Origin of the sequence: Streptomyces sp. 2323.1, assembly GCF_900221035.1 — a bacterium.
In the GTDB taxonomy this organism is placed as follows: domain Bacteria; phylum Actinomycetota; class Actinomycetes; order Streptomycetales; family Streptomycetaceae; genus Streptomyces; species Streptomyces sioyaensis.
The window spans coordinates 3,300,572-3,324,139 of the sequence record NZ_LT907981.1 but is presented as its reverse complement, the minus strand read 5'-3'; the positions used below and the strand labels follow the sequence as shown (position 1 = coordinate 3,324,139).

Sequence of the window (23,568 nt, the reverse complement as noted above, 5' to 3'; positions counted from 1 at the left end):
CTCAGGGGCGACTGGCGGTGGTGGGGCCGGTGGTCGGATCGGTGGTGGGATCGGTGGCGGGGTCGGTTGGGGGACCGGTGGTGGGGCCGCTTCTTGCCGGGGCGGGGTTCGCGGGGTCGGCGGCCTCCGTAGCGTCTGCGGGGTCCGTGCCCGTGAGGCTGCCCGGATCGACGCCGGCGGTGGGGTGCTGATCGGCGTTCAGCTCCGCCCGCATGTGCTTGCTGAAGCCGAAGAAGTAGGTGGCGAGGAAACCGGCGAGGTAGCCGGCGGCCAGGCCCAGGGCGTAGACGGCGAGGGTGGTGGTGAGGCTTTGGTTGCCCCTGACCAGGGGGAACAGGGCCCAGCCGGAGGGGCCGATGGCGGTGGAGCCGACGGTGTCGCCTAGTTGGTTGAACAGGCCGATGCAGCCGCCGCCGAACGCGCCGCCGATGCAGGCGGTGATGAAGGGGCGGCCCAGGGGGAGCGAGACCCCGTAGATCAACGGCTCGCCGACGCCCAGGAAGCCTGCGGGGAGGGCGGACTTGATGGTCGTACGGATCGAGCGGTTGCCCGGGAGGCGGAGGTAGACGGCGAGGGCGGCGCCGACCTGGCCCGCGCCGGCCATCGCGAGGATCGGGAGCAGGACCGTGTAGCCCTGCTGCTCGATGAGGGTGGTGTGGAGCGGGATCAGGGCCTGGTGGAGGCCCAGCATCACGAGGGGGAGGAAGAGGCCGCCCAGGACGAATCCGGCGAGGGCGCCGCCGTGGGCCAGCAGCCAGGTGGCGGCGGTGCCGGTGGCGGTGGAGACCGCGCCCGCGGCGTACATCAGGCCGAACAGCGTGACCAGGCCCGTGACCAGGACCGTCAGGGTGGGGGTGACCAGGACGTCCAGCGCCTCGGGGACCCTGCCCCACGCTCTCGACCGCGCTCGGCCGGGGAAGATCCCATGCCGGCAGCGCTTCTCCACCTGGACGGCGAGCAGCGCCGCACCCAGCGCGCCGAGCACCCCGCCCTGGCCGGGGGCGAGCTGCTGGCCGAAGGCGGTGACATGGGTGACGCCCGGGAAGACGATGACGGCTGCGACCGCGCCGCCGAGGATCGGTGTGCCGCCGAACTCCTTGGCGGTGTGGTAGCCGACGAAGACGGCGATGAGGGACATGAAGCCGGAGGCGAGGGCGGCGAGTGCCGGGACGAGGGAGGGCAGCCAGCCGAGGTTGGCCAGCAGACCGTTGATGCCGGCGATGATGCCGCAGCCGATCAGGGCCGGGATCAGCGGCACGAAGACCTGGGCGATCCGGCGGAGGAACAGCTTCGCCGGGGTGGCGTTCCGGGATTTCTGCCGGGCCTTGAGGGCGGCACCCTGGGCGGCGAGTTCGTCGGCGGCGGTGGGAGGGGCGCCGGCCGGGCCCGGTGGTGGGGCCGGTGCGGTGGGCCGGGGTGTGGATGCCGGGTCGGCGGGCGATGTGGCGGTTTCGGGGCCACGGGGCGGCTCGCCGGGCGTGGGGGCGATGGGCTCCTCCGCGGCCGCGGGACCGGTGGTCGGTGTGGTGGCGGCCGGTTCTGCGGCCGGCCGTCCGGCGCGGTTCCGCTCCACCAGGCGCTCGAACTCGGGGGTGACGCGGGCGACCGTCCCGGGGCCCAGCACGATCTGGTACGTGTCGTCCTCGACCACGCCCAGGACGGCCGGGAGCGCCCTGAGGGCCTCGTGCCGGACGAGGGCGGGGTCCCGGATGCCGAGGCGGAGCCGGGTCATGCAGTGGGCGATGGAGGTGACGTTCCCGGCGCCGCCGACCAGGGGGAGCAGCGCGGCGGCGGTGGCGCGGTTCTTGTCTTCGGACATGGGCGGTGCCTTGCTGTGGTGACAAATCCGGCGGAGGGGTCGGCGGTTCGGCAGGGCGGGGTGCTGCGGGGTGGGCGGCCTCAGTGGGGCCGGGCGGCTTCGAGGGCGGCGCGGAGATGGCCGTCGGCGGCGTCGAGCAGACGGGCGGCGGTGGGGGCGTCGACTCCGCCGAGGAGGGTCAGGATGGCGTTCTTCACCTCGCCGTCCGTGCTGCTCAGGGCCGTCTCGATCTCCCGGTCACCGGCGCCGGTGGCGAGCGCGACGATCCGGCGCGAGCGGGCCCGCAGTTTTTCGTTGGAGGCGCGGACGTCGACCATCAGATTCCCGTAGGTCTTGCCCAGGCGGATCATGGTGAGGGTCGAGATCATGTTGAGTACCAGCTTCTGGGCGGTGCCCGCCTTGAGCCGGGTGGAGCCGGTCAGCAGCTCGGGGCCGACCACGATCTCGATGCCGTGCTCGGCGGCCGCCGCCAGGGCCGAACCGGCGTTGCAGGACAGGCCGATGGTCAGCGCACCCAGCGAGCGGGCATGCTCGACGGCCCCGATGGCGTAAGGGGTGCGGCCGGAAGCGGAGATGCCGACGACGGTGTCCTCGTCGGTCAGCTTCACCGCGGTCAGGTCCTCGGCCGCGAGCTCCTTGCTGTCCTCGGCGCCCTCGACGGCGGTGACCATCGCGGTGGGGCCGCCGGCGATCAGCCCCAGCACCTCGGACGGGTCGGTGTTGAACGTCGGCGGGCATTCGCTGGCGTCCAGCACGCCGAGGCGGCCGGCCGTGCCCGCGCCCGCGTAGATCAGCCGGCCGCCGTGGGCCATACGGGTGGCGAGGGCGTCGATGGCGGCGGCGATCTCCGGGAGCCGCTCGGCGACGGCCGCGGGGACGGTGGCGTCCTCGGCGTTCATCGTGCGGGCGATGTCCAGGGTGGAGCGGCGGTCGATCTCGGCGAGTTCGGGCCGGAAGGCCTCGGTGGTGAGGCTGTCCAGCTCGGCACGCAGATGTGCGTAGTCGGTGGGGGAGGTCATGGCGTGGCGGCTCTTTCCGGGACGGATGGGCAAGGGCGGCGGCCGGCCGTCCGGGGCGCGGACGGTGGCCGGAGGGACCGCTTCGGGCCGCTGTGGCGAGCGGCTGCCGCGGTGCCCGTCCGGGCCGTCCGGCGGCATACCGGCCCCCAGCGGTGCGAGCGGTGTCAGCGCTGGTGGCTGCGGGGGGAGTGGCGGTGGGCGAGGGCCTCGTAGGAGGCGGAGAGCGCCGGGGCCGCGGTCTCGTACGTACGCTGCGCGACGCCTATGAACAGGCAGTCCACGACCAGCAGCTGGCTGGTCCTGGACGACATCGCGGCCGGCCGCAGCTCGCTCTCGCGGGCGCTGGACGTGGTCAGGATGTGGTCGGCGTAGGAGGCGATCGCGCCGTCCGGGCGGCCGGTGATGGCGATCGTGGTGGCGCCGTGGTCGAAGGCCACCCGCAGGGGCTCTATGACGTCGGTGGTCCGTCCGGAGTGGGTGATGGCGAGCGCGACGTCACCGGTTTTCAGCTGTACGGCGTTCGTCACGGCCAGATGCGGGTCCGCATGCGCGTGCGCGATCAGCCCGATGCGCAGCAGCTTCTGGGCGAGGTCCTGGCCGACGAGATGGGAGGCCCCGATGCCGTACACATCGATACGGCGGGCGCCGACGAGCGCGGTGACGGCGGCTTCGAGCTGGGTGACGTCCAGCCCGGCCGCGGTGTCGGCCAGGCACTGCTGCTCTTCCTGCGCCAGCTTCGTCACGACATCGGCGAGGGAGTCGTCGACCGCTATGTCGGCGGTCACCGCGGGGGCGCCGCCGGCCGCCTGCTGGGCGGCGAGCGCGGCGAGCGCGAGGCGCAGATCCCGGTAGCCGGGGTAGCCGAGGAGCCGGGACGTCCGGACGACCGTTGCCTCGCTGGTGCCCGTGCGCTCCGCGAGGCCGGTGACGGTGAGGGCGGCACAGCCGGCCGGGTCGCTCGCGACGGCCTCGGCGACCCGCTGCATGGAGCGGGTCATCGTCGGGGCGAGGGTGCGGACCTTGGCGGCCAGCGCCGCGGGGGCGGGTGGGGCCGGTGCCGGTCGGGGCTCGACGGGCAGGTCCTTGAAAGTTTCCTTCACGCTGCTACTCACTCTTGAAAAGTAATTTCATCGAGCGCCGGCGTCAATACCCTCTGTGAGTGCTGTGGACAGCGCGCATGATCCGCCCGAGGGCTGTGGACAACTCCGCTCGCCGGCGAGCCGTCGGGAGACAATGGGGGGCATGGAGATGGAACAGGCATTGCATGCCGCGCGGGCGCTGGTGCTCGCCGACCTGATGGCGGACAAGGTGGCCGACGCCGACATCGTCTCGCTCGTGGAGGACGCGGTCGTCCATCGCCGGTGGTGGGTGGAGCAATGGCCTGAGGGCGCGGCATTCGTCGCAGGACTCATAGCGCAGGACGTCCAGGACGCCCTCCTGGACCGGTACGGCCGCTGGCCGCTGTGCCCCGTGTGCACGGAGTCGGGCGATCCTCATGCGCTCGACGTCGAACCGGAGTTGGGGCCCGACCCGCATTGGGTCTGCCCCAAGACGGCCGTGGCGGTGGCCCGGGTCGGGCGGCTCGGCGTTCCTCTGGAGGGCTGAGGCGGCCGATGGTGCGGCGGGCTGACACGGCGATCCGGCCGGAGAACTGACGTGGCGATCTATATCGATCCGCCCACGTGGCCGGGGCACGGCCGGATGTGGTCGCATCTGGTCAGCGACCATTCCTTCGGCGAACTGCATGAGTTCGCGGCGGGCATCGGCGCGCCCCGGCGGGCGTTCGAGCGTGACCACTACGACCTGCCGGCGGAGCGGTACGCCGATGCGCTGCGGGCCGGAGCCGTGGCGGTCGGCAGTAAGGAGTTGCTGCGCCGGCTGACGGATGCGGGATTGCGCCGCCCCAAGCACCGGCCCGCGCCCCCGGAGTAGGGCGCGGCCCCGGTCGGCTGGGACCCGCACCCCGCCGCACGTAGCCGCAGTGCCTGCTGCCCGGTCCCGTTGCGGCGCGTCGTAGCGCCGTCCGCCCGGTCCCGTTGCGGCGCGTGGCAGTCCCGGTCCTCCCGGCCCGTTGCGGTACGTCGCAGTCCCCGGTCCGTCCGGTCCCGTTGCGGCGCGTCGCAGCGGCGGCAGGGTGGCGCGCCTGCGCACGATGGGCCTGAGCGCGTGCCGTACCGAAAGGGGAAGCCATGCCAGCCGTCGAACCGGGCAAAGAGCCGGCCACCGATCTCGCCCCGGACTACAGCAGTGAGGGGGCCACGGCGACCGGCTGGTCCGCGGCCGTCGGCGGAATGACCGAGGCGGACATCTTCTGGCTCACCACCGTCCGCCCCGACGGCCGCCCCCATGTCACCCCGCTGCTCGCCGTCTGGGCGGACGATGCGCTCCACTTCTGCACCGGCCCCGGCGAACGCAAGGCCAAGAACCTCGCGGCCAACGCCCACTGCGTGCTGACGACCTCGACCGCCGGCGGCAACGACCTGCATGCGGGCCTCGATGTGGTCGTCGAGGGCGAGGCCGTGCAGCTCCAGGACGAGGCGGAGCTGCGCCGGCTGGCCGAGCTGTACGTCGAGAAGTACGGCAGCGACTGGCACTTCGACGTCCGCGACGGCGCCTTCCACGGACAGGGCGGCCGGGCCCTGGTGTTCCGGGTCGAGCCGGTCACGGCCTTCGGATTCGGACGGGGCGAGACCTACAGCCAGACCCGATGGCGGTTCGACGGCGGGACGTGACCGGCAGGTTCATGAGCGGCCGGTTTCATGACCGGCAGGGGCGTGACCGGTAGGGGCGTGACCGGCCGGGGTCGGGCACCCCGGGCCGTCCGGTCACGCCCCGCGTGGCTCAATGCCGGTCCGCTGCCCCGGCCGCTTCAGCTGTCGCCTCCACAGCCCCCGCGCTCTGCGCCTTCTGCGACGCGTGGGCGGTGGCCGACGAGGAGGCGATCAGCCGGGAGGTGTTCGTCGCGCGGTGCAGCCGGAAGGCGAAGGCGGTGAGGACGACGGCCGCCGCCGCCAGCGCGGCGCCGGTCCAGGCCACGGACGGATAGCCCCAGCCCGCCCCGATGGTCAGCCCGCCGAGCCAGGGGCCGATGGTGTTGCCGATGTTGAAGGCGGCAGTAGTGGTCGCCCCGGCCAGCGTCGGTGCGGCGTTCGCCACATTGAACATCCGGGCGTTGAGGGCCGGGGCCGTGGTGAACGCGGTGACCCCGAGCAGCAGCGAGAGCGCGACCGCGGCGGCCGGACTGTGCGCGGTCAGCGCCAGCACGGCCAGTACGAGGGCGGAGGCGGCGATACCGCCGAAGAGCGTGCCGAAGAGATGGGCATCGGCGATCCGGCCGCCGATGAACGTACCGATCAGCGCGCCGACGCCGAAGAGCGCCAGCACCGTCGGCACCCAGCTCTCGGCGAGGCCGGCGGTGTCGGTCAGCAGCGGCGAGAGGTACGAGAAGAGGGCGAAGACCGCGGCGGCGTTCAGCGCCGTGGCGGACAGCGCCAGCCAGACCTGCTTGTCCTTGTAGATGGCCAGCTCACGGCTGAGCTGCGGGCGGTCCTCGCCGGTCGGCACGGCCGTGTGCGGCACCGCCGCGATCACTCCGAGCAGGCCGAGCGCGGCCAGACCGGCCACGGCCCAGAAGGCGGCACGCCAGCCGGCATGCTCGCCGAGCAGTGCGCCGGCCGGGACGCCCGCGATATTGGCGATGCTCAGGCCGCCGACCATTACGGCCATCGCCCGGGCCCGCGCGGTGACCGGCACCAGCGAGACCGCGACCGCCGCGCCGACCGCCCAGAAACCGGCGCAGGCCAGCGCGCTCAGCACGCGCGAGACGAACAGCACGCCGTAGGACGGTGCGAGTGCGCCGGCCACCTGTCCCACGCCGAAGAGGGCGAGCAGCGCGATCAGCGTCGTCCGGCGTGGGAGCCGGAGCGTGGCCGCGGCGAGCACGGGCGCGCCGACCACCATGCCGATCGCGAAGGCGGAGACCAGCAGCCCGGCCTGCGGGATGGAGACGCGCAGATCGCGGGCGAGCGGCTGGAGGATGCCGGAGAGCATGAATTCGGAGGTGCCGAGGGCAAAGACGGACAGGCCGAGGACGTAGACGGCGAGGGGCAGGCGGGTGCGGTCGGGCGGTGCGGGCATATCAGCTACTAACCACGGTAGGACCCCGTGCATTCCCGCAGGCGGGCCCGCGTTTCGCGGCGAGCCGCCCCTACGGCCCCGCGTTACGCGCCGGCCGCCTACGGGCCCGCGTTTCGCGCCGGGTCGCTCCTACGGACCCGCGTTACACGCCGGGCCGCTCACGCCCCCCGTTACGCGCCGCCCAGCAGATCCAGCTCCGTGGCGAGGTTGCGGCGGGCGGTGTGTTCCCAGAGGTCGTAGCCGCGGGGGGTGCGGAACAGGCGTGGCAGGGCCAGGAGTTGGGTGAGTACGGCGGAGCGGCCGGCCGTGAAATCGGCGTCGGGGACGAAGGAGTACTCCTCGCGGACCGCGGCGGCGTAGGCGGCGTAGCGGTCGGGGGAGCCGGCCAGTACGGCGAGGTCGGCATCGCACAGCACCTCGCCGTCGGGGTCGTCGGGCGCCGGGTCATGGGTGACGGTGAGCCGCACCAGGCGGGCGACCTCGGCCGTGCGGGCCGCGCCGACGCCGAGTTCGGGCAGTGCGCGCTCGGCGAGGGCCGCGCTGCGCTCCTCGTTCTCGGAGCGGTCCGGGCGGTAGACCGCGTCGTGGAACCATGCCGCCAGCTGAACGACGGCCAGGTCATCGGCGTGCTCGGCCAGTTCGTCGATCCGGTGGAGGACCGCGGCAAGATGCTCGACGGTGTGGTAGCGGCGCTGTGGTTCGCTCCAACGGGACAGCAGGTTGTCCGCATACGGGGCGGGGTCGGGGGCCGTGGGGTGCCTGCGGCCGCGGGCCTCGGCGATGGTGAGCGTCCAGCGCTGCCGCAGCTCCGGCGTCGGGTCGGTGGTGTCTGCCGTACGGGACACGGGAGTCATGCGAGCCATTGTGCCCCGTGCGGGGTGATCCGGAACGGGGGCGGGGCGCCCGGATGCGAGCCCGCGGTGCGCCCGGCGGGGCGAGCGGTCAGGGCGATAGGGGCGGACGGTCCGGACGGCCCGGGCGGTGGCCGGCGCTCCGGGCAGGTGCAGGCGGCGTTCGGGCGGATTCCGGTCGCGCCGGTGGCGATCCGGTCCCCCGGAGGCCGGACGGCCCGTACCCTGGGATATTGGACTAGACCTCTTGAGGGGCGTCCCGTCATGCCGTCATCGAAGGATTGGGTCATATGAGCAAGCGCGCGCTGCTGGAGGTGATCGCGCTCGGCCCGCAGGACGCGGTCGCCGCCCAGGCCGGTGGGGCCGACCGCCTGGAGCTGGTCACCGACATGGCGGCCGACGGGCTCACCCCGCCGCGGGCCACCTTCGCGGCGGTCCGGGCGGCCGTCGGCCTTCCGCTGCGGGTGATGCTGCGCGCCACGGACGGCTTCGCGGCCGGCGCGGTGGGGGCGCTGTGCGAGGAGGCCGAGGCGCTCCGGGCGGAGGGCGCCGAGGAGTTCGTCCTTGGATTCCTGACGCCGGACGGGCGGCCGGACCTCGCCGCATTGGCGGCGCTGACCGAGGTGATCGACGGCTGCCGGTGGACCTTCCACCGGGCCATCGACCGGGCCGCCGACCGGGACGCGCTGCGCAAGGAGCTGGCGGCGGCGCCGGGGGCCACGGGGCTCGACACCTATCTGACGGCCGGCTCCGCGCAGGGCGTGGACGAGGGGCTGCCGACGCTGCTGGCCGAGCAGGCGCGTACGGCGGCGGGCGAGCCCGGGTACGCGCCCCGGATCCTGGTCGGCGGCGGCCTCGGCCTCGGCCATCTGCCGGCGCTGCGCGCGGCCGGCCTCGACGCCTTCCACATCGGGGGTGCCGCCCGGCCTGCCGGCTGGTCCGCGCCGGTGGACGCGGCGGCGGTGGCGCAGTGGCGGGAGGCGCTGGACCGCGCAATGGGCTAGGCGTGCTTTCCGGACAGCACCTGACAGCACACCCAACAGCCCAGCTAGGGGCTTTCGTTTGGATCATCGGGCTGACCAGAGGAAGATGCCTGCGATGTGGAGTCCGGCCAGGTAGATGGTTGCGGTCTTCTCGTAACGGGTGGCGATGCCTCGCCACTGCTTGAGTCGGTTGATGCACCTCTCGACGGTGTTGCGCTGCTTGTAGGTCTCACGGTCGAAGGCCGGCGGCCTGCCGCCCCGGCTGCCCCGTCGCCGCCGGTGGCCGCGCTGATCCGCCGGAACTGGGATTACCGTCCGGATGCCGCGTTTGCGCAGGTGGTCGCGGATGGCGCGGCAGGAGTATGCCTAATGGGAGGCGAAGGCCGGTGGGAGTTGACCTTCGTGGGCGCGAGCCGAGCCTTTGAGTATGCCCGGGCCTGCGAGCCCTGTTGACAAGACGAGGCCGGCTCGCGTCCGGCACTCCGGGCAGGAGTGTTCGGAATCAGGTGGGGTTCGTTCTGCTTGAGTCCCGAAGAGGTCCTGTTACTGCGGGACGGCCCGCCTGCGGTTCTCGGGCACTTGGCTGTTCGTAGTCCGAGCCGGTTGCGCGGATCACCTCTCAGCTCTGCCTTGAGCTTTCAGCTCTGACGCGGACCGAGGGCCGTGCGACTCGCTGGGGTTGCGAACGGCTGGTGGGATGACGTGCCTTGAGCACTTCCATTAGGGAACACGCGCACCCTGCACAGGCTCTGACCTGGGAAGAAAGTCGTCACGAAGGAGGACCGGATGGAGATCACCGGGTTACCGACACCAGTGTTCTGCGGGGTGGACTGGGCCGAAGATCACCACGACATCGCACTGGTCGATGCGGGTGGGCAACAGCTCGCAAAGGAGCGGATCAGCGACAATGCCGCAGGGTTTGCCCAGCTCATGGCTCTGCTGGCCGAGCACGGTGATGACGAGGACACCCCGATTCCGGTGGCGATCGAGACGTCACGCGGACTGCTCGTCGCGTGTCTGCGGGCCACCGGCCGACCGGTCTTCGCGATCAACCCGCTGGCGGTCGCCCGCTACCGGGACCGCCACTCCGTCGCCCGCAAGAAGTCAGACGCTGTCGACGCCGCGGCCCTGGCCAACATCCTGCGAACCGACATGGCCGCCCACCGGCCGCTGCCGACGGACTCCGAACTCGTTCAGGCCATCGCCGTGCTCGCCCGGGCCCAGCAGGACGCCGTCTGGGCTCGCGGCCAGGCCCACAACAAGCTTCGTTCCCAGCTCAGAGAGTTCTACCCGTCGATCCTCGACGCCTTCGCGAGCCACAAGCACGGCCTGTGCTCGAGGGAAGCCCGCAGCATCCTGGCCGCAGCACCGACCCGACATCGGCTGCGAAGCTGACACGGCGGCGCCTGCAGTCGCTGCTCAGGCAGGCCGGCCGCATCCGCGGCATCCAGGCCGAAGCCGAACGTCTCCACGAGGTCTTCAAACGCGACTACCTCCACCAGCTCCCGCAGGTCGAGGCGGCTCTCGGGCATCAGACGTCCGCTCTGCTCAGGCAGCTGAACGCCGCCTGCGACAACGCTGAACAGCTCGAGGAAGCCGCTACGCAGGCCTTCGAGGAGCATCCGGATGCACCGGTCATCCGGAGCTTTCCAGGTCTCGCCGCACTGACCGGCGCCCGGGTCCTGGCGGAGATCGGCGATGACCGGTCCCGGTTCGCCAACGCCGGATCATTGAAGGCATACGCGGGAAGCGCCCCGGTCACCAGAGCCAGCGGCAAGAGCTGCAAGGTCATGAGCCGGAAGGTCAAGAACCAGCGACTGGCTGCCGTCGGCTACGTCTGGGCCTTCGTCTCACTCACCAGGTCACCAGGCGCCAGAGCTCACTACGACCGCCGCAGAGCAGCCGGCGACCGCCATGTCGCAGCACAGCGGAACCTCTTCAACCGTTTCATGGGCATGCTGTTCCACTGCCTCCAGAACGGTCACACCTACGACGAAGCAATCGCCTTCCCACAGCCCTCAACCAGCCACACCTCAGCGGCAGCTTGACGCTTATCCGCGTGGGATGTCTTGTCCGCCAGGACCACGTCCGGCCGGGTCCGCGGCCTTCCGCGGCGGCGGGGAACGCGTAAGCGGGCCATCACGTCCGTGAAAGCGGGTGCATCGCCGGCCTGGCCGGCGGTGAGAACGAACGCGAGGGGCCGGCAGCGGGCGTCTGCCGCCAGGTGGATTTTCGTGCTCAGCCCGCCGCGGGACCGGCCGATGGCATGGTCGGCCGGCTCTGCGGCCGGGGCCCTTTTTTGCAGGCCCCGGCCGCGTGCTGGTGAGCTCGCACGATCGTTGAATCCACCGACACGGCCCAGGTCAGGTCCTCGTCCGCGTCGGCCTGGGCCATCAGCGCGGTGAACACTCGCTCCCAGGTGCCGTCCAGGGCCCACATCCGCAACCGGTTGTAGACACCTCTCCAGTTGCCGTATTTCTCCGGCAGGTGGACCCACTGCGTTCCGGTCTGGAACTTGAAGGCGATCGCATCGATCACCTCCGGTGGTCACGCCAGCGTCCACCCCGCTTCAGCGTCCGGTCCGGAAGCAACGGCTCAATTCGCGCCCACTGCACATCTGTTAACGGCACACCCGGACCAACGACCGACTGATCCAAACGAAACTGCCTAGGGGCTGAGCGGCTTCAGTCGCATCCCGTCAATCCCCTTTCCCTGGCTGGGCAGGCAGGTGTATTCGCGTTGCCTTGAGGACCTCGCCAGGTCGTAGAATTCCCTCAGGCACTTTCCCAGAACCTTCTGGCCGTAGGAGTTGGGGTGGAAGGACTCCTCGACCTGCCCTTGTGAGTGGGCCGCTCCGTGGGACAGGTAACGCATCCACTCCGCTTCCCGGGTGGGAATGGGAGAGCTCAGCGTGTCACCGCTCCTGGCCTGGCGGACCCCCCTGGCGCAGACCTCATGACGGTCGAAACTCCACTGGAGGTCCAGGTAGTGAATTCTTTTCTCCGCCGCGACTCCCTCCAGCATGTCGGCGATGCCCGTCACCAGGTCCAGCCGCGCCCAGTTGGTGTCCTGGTTGTAGAAGGGGCATCCGCCCGGACTGTAGCGCTGGGAAGAAACGCTGACGCCCTCCGAGTAGCGGTATGCAGCGGACAGCGGAACCGGCGAAGGGTACGACTGGAGTGCCAGTACGTAGGAGGAGTCCGGGTGACCCGTTTCCCGCATGACCCTGCGGATCTGGTCGATCACGTTTTTCACCTTGTCCGGGACTTCCCTCCTCAGCTTCTCCTTGACCTCCCAGTCGTATTCATGCCAGCAGTATTTCCCGAACGGGCCGTGGATGAATCCCCAGACGCAGCTCTTGATGATGTCGCTGAACCCCAGATCATTTCCGCTGATGGAGACCTGGATCAGCTTGAAGTCATGGGTATTCGCGAGGGCCCTCAGCTGGTCCGCCTGGGGTGCTTCCCCCTTGAACCGCCTGCCGCCGGACGCCGCAGGCAGGAGGTTGTCCGTGACCGCACCTGAGCAGGCGAGGTTGAATTTTTGATCCACCGGGATGTGCGACTCGATGATCTCGGCGACGTCTGATCTGTGGCAGCCGTTTTCTTTCCCCGTGGTCGGATCCAGATAGGAATCACCCACATAGACCCGGTTCGGATCTTTCCGGCATCCGGAGGGTCCGCAGACGGTGGCCCGGTCCGTGCCGAACATGCTGTCCGTCTCGCTGTACCGCATGTCGACGTTCCCTTGCCATCTGCCGCCCTCGCCCGAGATGAAGCTGTCGCCGAGCGACACGATTGCCGTGGGCTTTGCCGCGCGTCCGCCGGGTAATTTCGGTGCCGCTGAGGAATGGCTCGGCGATACCGCCAGGGCGGTTGAGAGGATTGCGGTGATCGCCGCCGCCGTCATCGTCCTGCGCCGGATGCGGAATCCGGGGCCAGCATGCCGGGAGCGGCCGGAGCTCGTGGCGGGCATGACTTCTCCTCGTCCAGGAGTGCTTTTAGCCGAATCACCCTTTTCGGTGTCCGGTGGGCAGGCCGGGTGTCGCTGCCCCCGGTGGCCGCAGGCAGGGACACCCGCACTCGGCTCAGCCCAAGGAGACCCGGGCGTACTGGTAGAACGTCTGGCCGTTCTCGTCCCCGTTGTGCTGACGCCCGGTCATGACCTCTCCGGCGCCGCCCCTCGAGTGGCTGGAGCTCTCCCGCTGGCCCGGGGTCCATCGGTACGAGGTCAGTGTCACCGGCCGCCCCTGCCAGGTCATCGAGGCGGTCGCATACCTCGTGGGGCCGTTCTCGTCGCCGGAGTGGACCCGGCCGACCATCGCCTTGTGGGGCGCGGCCGTGAAGAACGAGTTGCTCTCCCGCATCGAACCGCTCCAGGCGGGCGGGCCGACGTGGACAAGCTCACCGAAGATGAGGATGAAGCCGCAGTAGTACGTCGTGTTGCCGTTCTCGTCGCCGGAGTGACTCCGGCCGATCAGAACCTGATACGCCGGGCACTCGACGGCGATGCCGGCCGATTCCCGCACCGTCCGGGTGTAGCCCTCGACGATTTCGACGTCGGCGGCCGGGGCCGCACTCACCTCGGCGGCTGTTGCCGTGCCCAGCCCGAGGGACAGGAGAGTGGCGGCCGCGAGGGCCAGGGCACGTCTACCGTTTCGCGAAAAATAGCGCACGAATTCCCTTTCACACGTATCTGCTGGGAATGCGCCTGGACAGCATCATTCATGGTGTCATAGGCGCACAGAGAGCAGGATGTCGGGCACATCTCCGTAGCGCCAGCGCGCTCAAGGGGCGTACGGGAAGCAGGCCAGGGCGCTCGAACAAGCGCCCGCCCCGGATCGGACCGCGGGCGCCGGAGTCGAGCGGATGATCCCAACCTGTCCGGACAACACACCTAGGCCGTTGCCTTCGCCTCATCGGGCGGCCCGAGGAAGACGCCTGCGAGGTGAGCCGGCTCAAGCAGCTGGGCACGGGCGGGCCTTCTTACATCCCTCTCATAACTGCGCCGCAGCGTAGGGATCATGATGACCAAACGCATCGCTGTCGGTGTCGGAATTCTCGTGACGATGGGCCTGACGGGCGCGGCCGCCGTGGCCTCCGGGGCTCCCGTTCCGGAGGCCGGCAAGGCCTCCGCCGCCGCACCCGGCAAAAAGACGGCGAAGAACTACCTGTACTCCTCCATCGGGGATTTCGACGCCAAGGTCAAGCCGCTGATCGATCGCCCGGACGTCGCCGGTGTGCAGCTGGTGGTGCCGTGGAAGGCGATGGAACGGAAGAAGAATCAGTACGACTTCTCGGAGATCGACCGGGCGCTGACATATGTGCAGGCCCGCCACAAGAAGCTGTTCATCCAGGTCCAGGACCGGTTCTTCGCGCCGCCGACCAGGCTCCCGGACTATCTGCTGAAGGATCCGGAGTACAAGGGAGGCGCGGCGCCGACCAAGAACGAGAACGGCCTTGGTCCCGGTGAGCCCGGGGCGGTCGCGGCGCAGTGGAATCCGCAGGTGCGGGGCCGTTTCCAGCAGCTGCTGAAGGCGATGTCGCAGCGGTTCGACGGTCGACTCGCCGGGGTGAACCTGCCGGAGACCGCCACCGAGGTGGACACCAAGAAGGACCACACCGGATACAGCAACGACGCCTACTTCAAGGCCGAGCTCGACAACATGGCCTACGGCAAGAAGGTCTTCACCAAGACGCCGTTCATCCAGTACGTCAATTTCTGGCCCGGTGAATGGAACAACAGCCGCACGTACATGAGCCGCACGTTCGAGTTTGCCAAGAAGCACGGAATCGGCCTGGGCGGGCCTGACGTCCTGCCGAACCGCCAGGCGCAGATGGAGAACTCGTACCCCTTCTTCAAGAAGTACCGGGGACAGCTCCCCATGGTGGCCATGGCCGTCCAGGAACCCGACTTCCAGTACAAGAACCCCAAGACGAAGAAGCCGTACACCCGGCAGGAGTTCAGCGACTTCGGCTCGCAGACCCTCGGAGCCGACGCCATGTTCTGGGCCACCAGTGCGCCCTGGCTCCACCAGCCCGCGGCACGATAGCGCCCCGTCCCCCCCGGCCGGCGGCGGACCTGGCCTCAGCCGTCCGCCAGCCGGTCCGGCAGCGCCGCCGCATGCACCACCGTCAACCCGGACACCGCCCGGGTCAGGCACACGTACAGCCGGCGCAGCCCGGTCCGTTCGTCCGGTTCGCCGTCGACGATCGCGGCCGGTTCGTCCAGGACCACGTAGTCGTACTCCAGGCCCTTGGCGAGGGTGGCCGGCACCAGGGTCAGCCGGGCGGCGGCCGAGGTCTCCTCGCCCGGTGCCAGACAGGTCACGCCGGCCTCCTCCAGGGCCGTACGCAGCGCCGGAATACGGGCCTCCGCGGCGATCAGGCCGATCGAGCCCTCCTTCCGCAACGCGTCGTCGCAGGCCGCGAGGCTGGCGGAGTCCAGGTCCGCCGGCTCGACGGTGCGGATCTCGAAGTCGCCCGCCGACTCGCGGATCGAGGTGGCCTCCGTCAGGTCGGGGGCGATGGCGGGCAGCAGCCGCGACGCATAGGCGATGACCTCACGCGGCACGCGGAAGCCCAGGGTGAGCTCCTCGACGGCCGCACCGGGCTTGCCCAGATGGGCCAGCGCCTCCTCCCAGGTGTCGGTCGCCCAGGGAGTGGTGCCCTGGGCGATGTCCCCCAGGATCGTCGCCGAACCCGTGCTGCAGCGGCGGCCGACCGCGCGGTACTGCATGGGGGAGAGGTCCTGCGCCTCGTCCAGCACCACATGGCCCAGCGAGTGCGTACGAGAGACCACGTCCATGGCTTCGTCGATCAACACCGCGTCCGCGGAGGACCACTTGGCGCTCTTCACGCTGCGGGCCGGTTTGGTCCACAGGATCGTCTTCTGCTCCTCGGGCGTGAGGATCCCCTCGGCCTGTGCGGCCAGGAACTCCGCGTCGCCCAGCAGCCGCAGCACCAGCTTCGCCGGGTCGACCGGCGGCCAGACGGCCTTGACCGTGGCCTTCACCGCGGCGTTGCGGGCCACCGCGTCCTGCACCCGGTCGTCCGGGGCCTCGCCGGCCTGCTCCATGCGGACGAGTACGGCGTGCGCGATCCGCTGCGGCAGCGCCTCGCGGGCCGCGCCGTAGCGGATGTCGCGGTCCATCAACTCCCGGACGATCTCCTCGATTTCGTACGCCGGCACCCGCCAGCGCCGGGAACCGCGCACGACCACGCACGGCTCCTGAGGCAGCGTGATGTGCGAGCGGACCGCCCTGCGCAGCACCTCGGCCATCCGTGCGTCGCCCTTGACCGTCGCGGCGGCCGCCTCGTCCGTGCCGCGCACCTCCACATGCCCGACCAGGTCGTCGACCGTGGCCTGTTTGACCTCCAGTTCGCCCAGGGCCGGCAGCACCTGCTCGATGTAGTGGAGGAACGAGCGGTTCGGGCCGATGACGAGGGTGCCGGAGCGGGCCAGCCGCTCGCGGTGCGCGTACAGCAGATAGGCGACCCGGTGCAGGCCGACCGCCGTCTTACCGGTGCCCGGCGCGCCCTGGACGCAGACCGAGCCGCCGATGCCGGCACGCACGATCTCGTCCTGCTCCGGCTGGATGGTGGCGACGATGTCCCGCATCGGGCCGACGCGCGGGCGCTCGATCTCCGTCTGGAGGAGGCGACTGGTCTGCTCCGCCTCGGCCGGGTCGGTGAGGTGCTCGTCCTCGTAGGCGGTCAACTCGCCCGCTGTGTAACCGAAACGGCGGCGCAGCCGGAGGTCCATCGGGTCCTTCTTGGAGGCCCGGTAGAACGGCTGGGAGACGGGGGCGCGCCAGTCGATGACCATGGGGTCGCCGTCGGCGTCGTGGACATGGCGGCGGCCGATGTAGAAGTTCTCTCCCGCCGCACCCTCGGCCAGGTCGAGGCCGGGCGCGTGGAGGTAGTCGAGGCGGCCGAAGAAGAGCGGGGTGTGGGCCAGGTCGGCGAGCGCCTTGATCCGGGCGTCGATCTCGCCCTGGAGCACCTCGGCGTTGACCCAGTTCGCGGTCACATCGGCGATGTTCAGCGCCTCGGCGTCCGCGCGCATGGCCCGCAGCGCGGAGCGCGAGGCGGCGAGGTGGGCCTTTTCGCGCTGCAGCGGGTCCTCGGACGCCGGGTCGGGGCGCTCGGCGCGCGGCGGTTGTGGTGCGGGACGGTGGGCGTGCGAGGGCACGGCGTTGCCTCCGGTGGCGATACGTCGGCGGGCGCGCGCCGGGGTGCACGGGCGCGGCGGGCCGGTGGCGGTGCGTAGCGCAGGTCCTGCGGTGCGCGGGTCAGCGGCGTGAAGCGAAGAGCCGGCCGGTTTCCGACCGGGCGGCGGCACTCCTCGGCGGGAGGCAGGCAGACGCGCGAGTGTAGTGGGCGGCTCAGGACGGCGCCAACGGATTAAATCGGGGCCCTTGGCGGCAGAGCCGGGGACGAGTGGCCCTTACGGCGGGTAGATCTCCCGTAGGGGGCCGGATGGGCCTGGAGTCTGACTTCCGGCCCCCCAGGGATGGGCCTATGGACCGATGTGCTGCAATCGCGTGAATTTCATCATGGAGGCATGAGCAGCGCAGCGATTCCCCCAGCCTCTGTCCACCCCGCCTCCCTGCACCCGGTCAAGGGCGCCACGGCCCTCGGCGACGACCCCGGGCACGGTGCGGCGTCCGTCCATCCGCACCGCCACGTCGTGGGCAACGCCCTCCGTGCGATCAAGGTCTTCGCCACGGCCGCCTTCGGCGTCGTCGTCATGGGTGAGTACGCGGACGATTGACCCCGCGGCCGCCGGATGGAGCCGAGCGCGTCATCATTCCGCCCTCCATCGGACAAACCGCGCACAATCGCGGACGGGAAACCGGCGCACCCCACCGGCACGCGAGGTGCGCGCTCACCCATGAGCGGCCGACCCGTGTCGACATCCAAATGACCGGAAACCGTTACGGCCGGTCGGCCTCGATCCACTAGCGTCGCCGGCGAGCGCGGGCTCAGCGCAACGGGGAGGGGTCAACGGGTGTCTGCCGCCGACGGATCGGGGTCGTGGAGACGGACCTGGGCACAGAGCATCGCCCGCCCCCGCCGCCTGCTGCTCGCAGCGGCATTGCTCATGGTGTCGGCCGCCGGATTCTGGGCGCTGTACCAGGTCCAGCAGATGCCGATGTCCGACATAGTCGTCTACCGCGCCGAGGGCGAGGCTGCCGCGGCCGGTGGTGATCTCTACGGCTTCACGGTCAGCAAGTGGGACCTTCCGGCCACCTATCCGCCGTTCGCCGCCGTGCTGTTCATACCCACCACCTGGCTCTCGCTCGGCGTCCTGAAGATCCTCGGCGTGCTGGCCAACGCGGCCCTCCTCGCACTGCTCGGGCATCTCTCCGCCAAGGCCGCCGGCCTGCACAAGGCCGCGTACAGCGCGCCCTTCCTGCTCGCCGTCATTGCCCTCGGCCTCTGGCTGGAGCCGGTCTTCCAGACCTTCGTCTTCGGCCAGGTCAACCTCGCCCTGGCCTGCCTGGTCCTGTGGGACCTCTCGCGTCCCGACGGCGCCCGCCTCAAGGGGTTCGCCACCGGCATCGCGGCCGGCATCAAACTCACCCCCGCGCTCTTCGCCGTCTACCTGCTGGTCACCGGCCGGGTGAAGGCCGCCTGCGCCACCCTCGCCGGGTTCCTGTGCTCGGTGGTGCTGGGGTGGCTGGCCCTGCCCGATGCCAGCGTCGAGTACTGGACCCGCCGGGTGTTCGAGACCGGCCGGGTCGGCAAGGCCTGGATCGTCGACAACCAGTCCCTCCAGGGCCTGATCACGCGCGTGCTGCACGACCCCGACCCCGGTCTCCTGTGGGCGGTGCCCGCACTGCTGACCGCCGCGGCCGGGCTCTACGCGGCCCGCCGGGTGTATGTGCGGCGCGGCCTGGACCACTGGGGTGTGCTGTGTACGGCCGTCACGGCGCTGCTGGTCTCGCCGATCAGCTGGTCCCACCACTGGGTCTGGTGCGTGCCGCTGCTCATCACGCTCGCCGCGCACACCAGGGGCATCCGGTGGCGCCAGGCGCTGCTGGCCGCCGTCACCCTCGCCTTCGCCGCCCGCACGATGTGGATCACTCCGCACGCCGGCGATCTGGATCTCCATCTGCCCTGGTGGCAGCAGCCGTTCGCGGCGCCGTACCCGGTGCTCGGGCTGGCCCTGCTGGCGGCGGTGATCTGGTGGACGCGCCGCTCGGCCGGCGTCCCCGCCGCCCTGCACGGCGGCCGCCTCCCCGCGCCGCGCGCCGCGCAGGAACTGTCCGACCGCTCCCCGGCGCCGTAAACCGGGGCCCGCCGGGGCCGCCGCCTCAGACGTCCTCGTCCGCCGCCAGCAGCTCGTCCGCGTCCACGATCCGGTACGCATAGCCCTGCTCGGCCAGGAAGCGCTGGCGGTGCGCCGCGAAGTCCTGGTCGATGGTGTCGCGGGCGACGACCGAGTAGAACCGCGCCTCGTGCCCGTCCGCCTTGGGACGCAGCACCCGCCCCAGCCGCTGGGCCTCCTCCTGGCGGGAGCCGAAGGTGCCGGACACCTGGATCGCCACCGTCGCCTCGGGCAGATCGATCGAGAAGTTCGCGACCTTGGAGACGACGAGCACCGAGATCTCGCCCTCCCGGAAAGCGTCGAAGAGCTTCTCGCGCTGCGCGTTGGTGGTCTCGCCCTTGATCACCGGTGCGTCCAGATGCTCACCCAGCTCGTCCAGCTGGTCGATGTACTGCCCGATGACCAGGGTCTGCTCGCCCTCGTGCCGGCGGACCAGCGCCTCGGTCACGTACTGCTTGCTCGCGGTCGTCGCGCAGTAGCGGTACTTCTCCTCGGTCTCGGCCGTCGCGTACGCCAGCCGCTCCGTCTCGGTCAGATTGACCCGCACCTCGACGCAGTCGGCCGGGGCGATGTACCCCTGCGACTCGATCTCCTTCCACGGGGCGTCGAACCGCTTCGGCCCGATGAGCGAGAAGACGTCCGACTCCCGCCCGTCCTCGCGCACCAGCGTCGCGGTCAGCCCCAGCCGCCGCCTGGCCTGCAGATCGGCGGTGAACTTGAAGACCGGCGCGGGCAGCAGATGCACCTCGTCGTAGACGACCAGGCCCCAGTCCCGGGAGTCGAACAGCTCCAGGTGCGGGTAGACGCCCTTCCGCTTGGTCGTCAGCACCTGGTAGGTGGCGATGGTGACCGGCCGGATCTCCTTCTTCGTCCCGCTGTACTCGCCGATCTCGTCCTCGGTCAGCGAGGTCCGCTTCACCAGCTCGTGCTTCCACTGCCGGGCCGAGACCGTGTTCGTCACCAGGATCAGCGTGGTGGCCTTGGCCTGGGCCATCGCACCGGCGCCCACCAGCGTCTTTCCCGCACCACAGGGCAGTACGACGACACCCGAGCCGCCGTGCCAGAAGCCCTCCACGGCCTGCTGCTGATAGGGCCGCAGCGCCCAGCCGTGCTCGTGCAGCTCGATCGGGTGCGCCTCACCGTCGACATAGCCGGCCAGGTCCTCGGCCGGCCAGCCCAGCTTGAGCAGCGTCTGCTTGATCTGCCCGCGCTCGGAGGGGTGGACGACGACGGTGTCGGGGTCCAGCCGCGCCCCGACCAGCGGCTGTACCTTCTTCGACCGCAGGATCTCCTCCAGTACGGGGCGGTCCGTGCAGGTCAGCACCAGCCCGTGGGCGGGGTGCTTGGTGAGCGTGAGCCGCCCGTAGCGGGACATCGTCTCCGCGATGTCGACCAGCAGCGCGTGCGGCACCGGATACCGCGAGAACTGCACCAGCGCATCGACGACCTGCTCGGCGTCGTGCCCGGCGGCCCGCGCATTCCACAGTCCCAGCGGCGTCACCCGGTAGGTATGGATGTGCTCGGGCGCCCGCTCCAGCTCGGCAAAGGGCGCGATGGCCCGCCGGCAGGCATCCGCCAGCTCGTGGTCCACCTCCAGGAGCAGCGTTTTGTCGCTCTGGACGATGAGGGGTCCGTTCACGCGCCTCGCCTTTCGCTTCCCGGCCGTCGGGGAGCGGCCGCAGACATCGGCCACATACGGCCAAACGTCCAGTGTGCCGCATCGGCGCGCGGCACCGATAGCGATGGGGCGACGGCCCAGGTGCGGCAAGGGGCGGGAGCCGGTGACGGCGCCACCGGGACCTGCGGGACGGACACCCGGCCGCCGCCCGTCCTCGGGCCGCTCAGACCGAGTCGTCCGCCAGCTCCGCCACCCCCGTGATCCGGTGCAGCGGATACGTCCGGACCTCGTCGGCGGTGTGGTCGTAGGCGGTCACGAAGCCGCCCTCGACCCGCACCGGGGCGATCACCCGCTGACTGGCGGCGCCGTCGGCGTTGACGTAGCCGATCCAGAGCGCGGAGTGGGTCAGGACCGCGGCCTGCATGGTGGCGAGGGTCTCCGCGGAGGTGGTGCGGGGGAGCGAGCCGGGGGCCGGAGCCGGGGCGTGCACCGGCTTGCGTTCCGCGGTGGCGGCGAGATCGCCGGCGCGGATGGCGCGTACCGCCGCCGCGAGGAGGGTGGGGTCGGGGGACGGTGGGCCGTCGGGGACCGGCGTGGGGGCGGTGCGCGGCGGGGTGCGGTACGAGTCGGCGCGGGCGATCAATACGTCACCGGCGGCGGACTCGGCGGCCGGGGCGTAGCCCATCGCCCGCAGCCCGTCGAGGAGTTGGTCGGGGGCGGTCTGGGCGGCGAGCACGGTGGGGGCGAGCCGGCGCAGCCGGAGGGGGGCGGCGCGGCGGTCGGCGAGGATCTCGGAGAGCAGGGCGTCGTCATCGCAGCGGACGTAGGCGGAGGCCGCGCCGATCCGCAGATGGCCGTGCCGGCGGGCCACGTCGTCGATGAGGTAGGCGAGCGGCTGGGGGACCGGGGTGCGGGAGTGGGCGGTGAGGAACTCCTGGAGTTCGGCGGCGGAGCGGCCGGCGTCCAGGGCGCGGCGTACGGAGCCGGGCGTGAAGCGGTAGACCGTCGCGCCGCCCTTGGACTCGATGTCGGCGAGGACGCCCAGGGCCTCGGCGAGCGGGCGGTGCAGCGGGCCCGGGGCGACGGCGGTCAGATCCGCCTGGAGGAGTACGTGGTCGAGGGGTTCGGGCAGCAGGGGGGCGAGCCGGGCGGCGGCGCGGGCCGCTGCCGCGTCGGTCTCGGCGGGGGTGGGGGCGGTGGTGTCCGCCGGGAGGTCGAGCAGGCTGCGGCCGTGGGAGGAGAGTGCACCGCGCCCGGTCACCCCGAGCAACTCGGCCTCGGTCAGGGCCCATTGGGCCAGTCGCGAGCGGAGGTCGTCGGCCGGGGCGGGGGTGCCGCCGGGGCCCGCGGCGTCGCCGGTGCCGTCCGTGGACACCTGGCCCGCGGCCGGTCGGCCGCCGCGCAGCGGACGCTCCCACTGCAGCCGGGCGAGCACCGCCGCGGCCGGTACGGACGTGCCGGGCGGCAGGCCGGCAAGGAGGGCGAGGGCGCGGCGGCGGACCTCGGGGGCCGGGGAGCGGTCGAGGTGCGGGCCGAGGGCGGCCAGCGCGCGGCCCTTGGCGTCTGCGGTGCCGACCACCCCCGGGGTACGGGTCGCGCGCAGCCAGCCCGCCACCAGCGCCGCCCAGCGCTCGGGGTCGGGCAGCTGGAGCCACTCCTCGGCGGCCGGGGTGGCCGCGAACCGCTCGTCGGCCTCGCCGTCCGAGGCGATCAGCCCGGCCCCGTAGGAGAGTTCGAGCCAGAAGGCGGCGAGCTGCTCGGTGGTGTCCAGGGCGGTGGCGGTCCGCTTGAGGTCGCGGACGCTCATCCCGCCGGCCCGGAGCACGGCCGGGCCGCCCAGGTCCCACTCCTTGAGCAGCTCCTCGACGGTCGCGAGCGCGGTGAACGCCTGGCTCGCGGCGGCGTTGTCCACAAGCTGTGGATCACGTTCCGTGGTGGGCGAGAGCGGGGGCGGGGCCGGCTCGGTGGTGTGATGGGCGCGCCCGCCGCGCAGTTGCAGCGCCACTTCCCGGGGCAGGACGACATTGCGCGCGCCCGCCGGGAGCAGCAGGCCCCGGTCCAGCAACCACTGGAGATGCGGGGCCGGGCGGTCGGTGACGCCGCCGTACGGCGGGCCCCACAGCAGCTTGTCGAGGACGGCGACGGATTCGGCGGGCGCGGTGTCCAGCAGCGCCGCCATCCGGTCGCGGTCACGGAAGAGCGCGGTGAGCGCGGCGGCCGCGGTGACCGGGTCATGGGTGGTGGGCAGGCCGGCCGCGGCGATGATCTCCTGCAGCCGCCCCGGCGACATCCCCGCCACGGCCTCGGTGACGGTCGGGCCCAGGCCGGTCGGCGAGGGGTGCGCGGCGCTGGGCGCGAGCAGTTCCCGGGCCGTACGCACCAGCCGCAGCCGGTCGTCCGGGCCCCACACCAGCGCCTGCGCCCGCAGCTCCGCCACCGCCCGGGGCAGCTCGGCGGCGACCGCCCGGTCCCCGGCGTCCCCGCCCATCAGCGCGCCCAGCGTGTCGTACGGGCACGGGTCGGGCGCCACCGCCAGCGCCTCCGCGGTCTGCAGCACGAACCGGTCCAGCCGCTCCACCGCGCGCACCACCGACGCCCGCGTCCCGGCGCGGGTCGCGAGCTGGGTGACATCGCCCGGCACCGGATTGAGCAGATCGGGCCGGGCCCGCAGCAGCCCGACGAGCCCGCCGTCCGGGCGGGTCCTGAGCTCCTCGGCGAGGGTGCGGGGTGTACCGGTCATTCGTCCTACGTTAGCGGGGCGGGGGAGGGCAGGGGACCGGGTGGCGGCGCGGTTTCGTGGCACACC

General features: G+C 71.6%; 17 protein-coding genes and 3 pseudogenes. 8 read left to right on the top strand and 12 right to left on the bottom strand.

The window, feature by feature from the left end:
• Position 1: 1 nt before the first annotated feature.
• From CPH93_RS13770 to CPH93_RS13760, 3 genes are all read right to left on the bottom strand, one after another.
• Positions 2 to 1,819, bottom strand: a complete 1,818-nt coding sequence (locus CPH93_RS13770) for a PTS transporter subunit EIIC (protein WP_096213023.1) — start codon at positions 1,817 to 1,819, stop codon at positions 2 to 4.
• An 80-nt stretch (positions 1,820 to 1,899) separates the two neighbouring features.
• Complete coding sequence (murQ, locus tag CPH93_RS13765; protein WP_093484631.1) at positions 1,900 to 2,838, bottom strand: N-acetylmuramic acid 6-phosphate etherase; 939 nt, start codon at positions 2,836 to 2,838, stop codon at positions 1,900 to 1,902.
• A gap of 164 nt (positions 2,839 to 3,002) precedes the next feature.
• Positions 3,003 to 3,950: a MurR/RpiR family transcriptional regulator gene (locus CPH93_RS13760; protein WP_371126818.1), complete on the bottom strand. Its 948-nt coding sequence runs from the start codon at positions 3,948 to 3,950 to the stop codon at positions 3,003 to 3,005.
• Between the two features lie 130 nt (positions 3,951 to 4,080).
• Here CPH93_RS13760 and CPH93_RS13755 point away from each other — a divergent pair, with 130 nt between their 5' ends.
• From CPH93_RS13755 to CPH93_RS13745, 3 genes are all read left to right on the top strand, one after another.
• Positions 4,081 to 4,443 (top strand): hypothetical protein, encoded by a 363-nt coding sequence (locus tag CPH93_RS13755; RefSeq protein ID WP_093489024.1) that lies wholly within the window; start codon positions 4,081 to 4,083, stop codon positions 4,441 to 4,443.
• A 51-nt stretch (positions 4,444 to 4,494) separates the two neighbouring features.
• Positions 4,495 to 4,770, top strand: a complete 276-nt coding sequence (locus CPH93_RS13750) for a DUF4031 domain-containing protein (RefSeq protein ID WP_093484632.1) — start codon at positions 4,495 to 4,497, stop codon at positions 4,768 to 4,770.
• A gap of 257 nt (positions 4,771 to 5,027) precedes the next feature.
• Complete coding sequence (locus tag CPH93_RS13745; protein ID WP_096213022.1) at positions 5,028 to 5,570, top strand: pyridoxamine 5'-phosphate oxidase family protein; 543 nt, start codon at positions 5,028 to 5,030, stop codon at positions 5,568 to 5,570.
• 109 nt (positions 5,571 to 5,679) lie between these two features.
• On the opposite strand, the gene CPH93_RS13740 is transcribed toward CPH93_RS13745, so the two are convergent.
• Both CPH93_RS13740 and CPH93_RS13735 read right to left on the bottom strand, forming a co-directional pair.
• A complete protein-coding gene (locus CPH93_RS13740; protein WP_096213021.1) occupies positions 5,680 to 6,975 on the bottom strand; it encodes a Cmx/CmrA family chloramphenicol efflux MFS transporter in 1,296 nt (431 codons plus the stop codon).
• Positions 6,976 to 7,145: 170 nt separating this feature from the next.
• The gene (locus tag CPH93_RS13735; RefSeq protein WP_159394993.1) at positions 7,146 to 7,829 is read right to left on the bottom strand and encodes an HD domain-containing protein; all 684 of its coding nucleotides are present in this window, start codon (positions 7,827 to 7,829) and stop codon (positions 7,146 to 7,148) included.
• 287 nt (positions 7,830 to 8,116) lie between these two features.
• Here CPH93_RS13735 and CPH93_RS13730 point away from each other — a divergent pair, with 287 nt between their 5' ends.
• The gene (locus CPH93_RS13730) at positions 8,117 to 8,830 is read left to right on the top strand and encodes a copper homeostasis protein CutC (RefSeq protein WP_093484636.1); all 714 of its coding nucleotides are present in this window, start codon (positions 8,117 to 8,119) and stop codon (positions 8,828 to 8,830) included.
• 63 nt (positions 8,831 to 8,893) lie between these two features.
• Here CPH93_RS13730 and CPH93_RS13725 read toward each other — a convergent pair.
• Positions 8,894 to 9,175, bottom strand: a pseudogene (locus CPH93_RS13725) (transposase); the annotation flags it as partial.
• A gap of 420 nt (positions 9,176 to 9,595) precedes the next feature.
• Here CPH93_RS13725 and CPH93_RS13720 point away from each other — a divergent pair.
• Positions 9,596 to 10,857 (top strand): annotated as a pseudogene (locus CPH93_RS13720) (IS110 family transposase).
• A 20-nt stretch (positions 10,858 to 10,877) separates the two neighbouring features.
• Here the strand turns inward: CPH93_RS13720 and CPH93_RS35385 are convergent.
• From CPH93_RS35385 to CPH93_RS13705, 3 genes and pseudogenes are all read right to left on the bottom strand, one after another.
• Positions 10,878 to 11,439: pseudogene (locus tag CPH93_RS35385) on the bottom strand (IS5 family transposase); the annotation flags it as partial.
• Positions 11,440 to 11,476: 37 nt separating this feature from the next.
• Complete coding sequence (locus CPH93_RS13710) at positions 11,477 to 12,784, bottom strand: GDSL-type esterase/lipase family protein (RefSeq protein ID WP_096213018.1); 1,308 nt, start codon at positions 12,782 to 12,784, stop codon at positions 11,477 to 11,479.
• A gap of 112 nt (positions 12,785 to 12,896) precedes the next feature.
• The gene (locus CPH93_RS13705; RefSeq protein WP_231977318.1) at positions 12,897 to 13,391 is read right to left on the bottom strand and encodes a hypothetical protein; all 495 of its coding nucleotides are present in this window, start codon (positions 13,389 to 13,391) and stop codon (positions 12,897 to 12,899) included.
• 441 nt (positions 13,392 to 13,832) lie between these two features.
• On the opposite strand from CPH93_RS13705, the gene CPH93_RS13700 reads away from it, so the two are divergent.
• Positions 13,833 to 14,861, top strand: a complete 1,029-nt coding sequence (locus tag CPH93_RS13700; RefSeq protein WP_231977317.1) for a hypothetical protein — start codon at positions 13,833 to 13,835, stop codon at positions 14,859 to 14,861.
• Positions 14,862 to 14,896: 35 nt separating this feature from the next.
• Here CPH93_RS13700 and CPH93_RS13695 read toward each other — a convergent pair whose 3' ends face one another.
• On the bottom strand, positions 14,897 to 17,002 hold the full coding sequence (locus tag CPH93_RS13695) for a HelD family protein (RefSeq protein ID WP_096213016.1): 2,106 nt from the start codon (positions 17,000 to 17,002) through the stop codon (positions 14,897 to 14,899).
• Between the two features lie 372 nt (positions 17,003 to 17,374).
• Between CPH93_RS13695 and CPH93_RS13690 the strand changes: the two genes are divergently transcribed.
• Positions 17,375 to 17,584, top strand: a complete 210-nt coding sequence (locus CPH93_RS13690) for a hypothetical protein (RefSeq protein ID WP_093484640.1) — start codon at positions 17,375 to 17,377, stop codon at positions 17,582 to 17,584.
• 237 nt (positions 17,585 to 17,821) lie between these two features.
• On the top strand, positions 17,822 to 19,105 hold the full coding sequence (locus CPH93_RS13685) for a glycosyltransferase 87 family protein (RefSeq protein ID WP_173909807.1): 1,284 nt from the start codon (positions 17,822 to 17,824) through the stop codon (positions 19,103 to 19,105).
• A gap of 25 nt (positions 19,106 to 19,130) precedes the next feature.
• On the opposite strand, the gene CPH93_RS13680 is transcribed toward CPH93_RS13685, so the two are convergent.
• The gene (locus CPH93_RS13680; protein ID WP_093484641.1) at positions 19,131 to 20,783 is read right to left on the bottom strand and encodes a DNA repair helicase XPB; all 1,653 of its coding nucleotides are present in this window, start codon (positions 20,781 to 20,783) and stop codon (positions 19,131 to 19,133) included.
• Between the two features lie 202 nt (positions 20,784 to 20,985).
• On the bottom strand, positions 20,986 to 23,502 hold the full coding sequence (locus CPH93_RS13675) for a helicase-associated domain-containing protein (protein ID WP_096213014.1): 2,517 nt from the start codon (positions 23,500 to 23,502) through the stop codon (positions 20,986 to 20,988).
• Positions 23,503 to 23,568: the final 66 nt, after the last annotated feature.

Bases quoted from the DNA above. Each gene is read 5' to 3' on its own strand.
- CPH93_RS13770 (WP_096213023.1), bottom strand. From the start codon at position 1,819: ATGTCCGAAGACAAGAACCGCGCCACCGCCGCCGCGCTGCTCCCCCTG.
- murQ (WP_093484631.1), bottom strand. From the start codon at position 2,838: ATGACCTCCCCCACCGACTACGCACATCTGCGTGCCGAGCTGGACAGC.
- CPH93_RS13755 (WP_093489024.1), top strand. From the start codon at position 4,081: ATGGAGATGGAACAGGCATTGCATGCCGCGCGGGCGCTGGTGCTCGCC.
- CPH93_RS13745 (WP_096213022.1), top strand. From the start codon at position 5,028: ATGCCAGCCGTCGAACCGGGCAAAGAGCCGGCCACCGATCTCGCCCCG.
- CPH93_RS13740 (WP_096213021.1), bottom strand. From the start codon at position 6,975: ATGCCCGCACCGCCCGACCGCACCCGCCTGCCCCTCGCCGTCTACGTC.
- CPH93_RS13735 (WP_159394993.1), bottom strand. From the start codon at position 7,829: ATGACTCCCGTGTCCCGTACGGCAGACACCACCGACCCGACGCCGGAG.
- CPH93_RS13730 (WP_093484636.1), top strand. From the start codon at position 8,117: ATGAGCAAGCGCGCGCTGCTGGAGGTGATCGCGCTCGGCCCGCAGGAC.
- CPH93_RS13710 (WP_096213018.1), bottom strand. From the start codon at position 12,784: ATGCCCGCCACGAGCTCCGGCCGCTCCCGGCATGCTGGCCCCGGATTC.
- CPH93_RS13700 (WP_231977317.1), top strand. From the start codon at position 13,833: ATGATGACCAAACGCATCGCTGTCGGTGTCGGAATTCTCGTGACGATG.
- CPH93_RS13690 (WP_093484640.1), top strand. From the start codon at position 17,375: ATGAGCAGCGCAGCGATTCCCCCAGCCTCTGTCCACCCCGCCTCCCTG.
- CPH93_RS13675 (WP_096213014.1), bottom strand. From the start codon at position 23,502: ATGACCGGTACACCCCGCACCCTCGCCGAGGAGCTCAGGACCCGCCCG.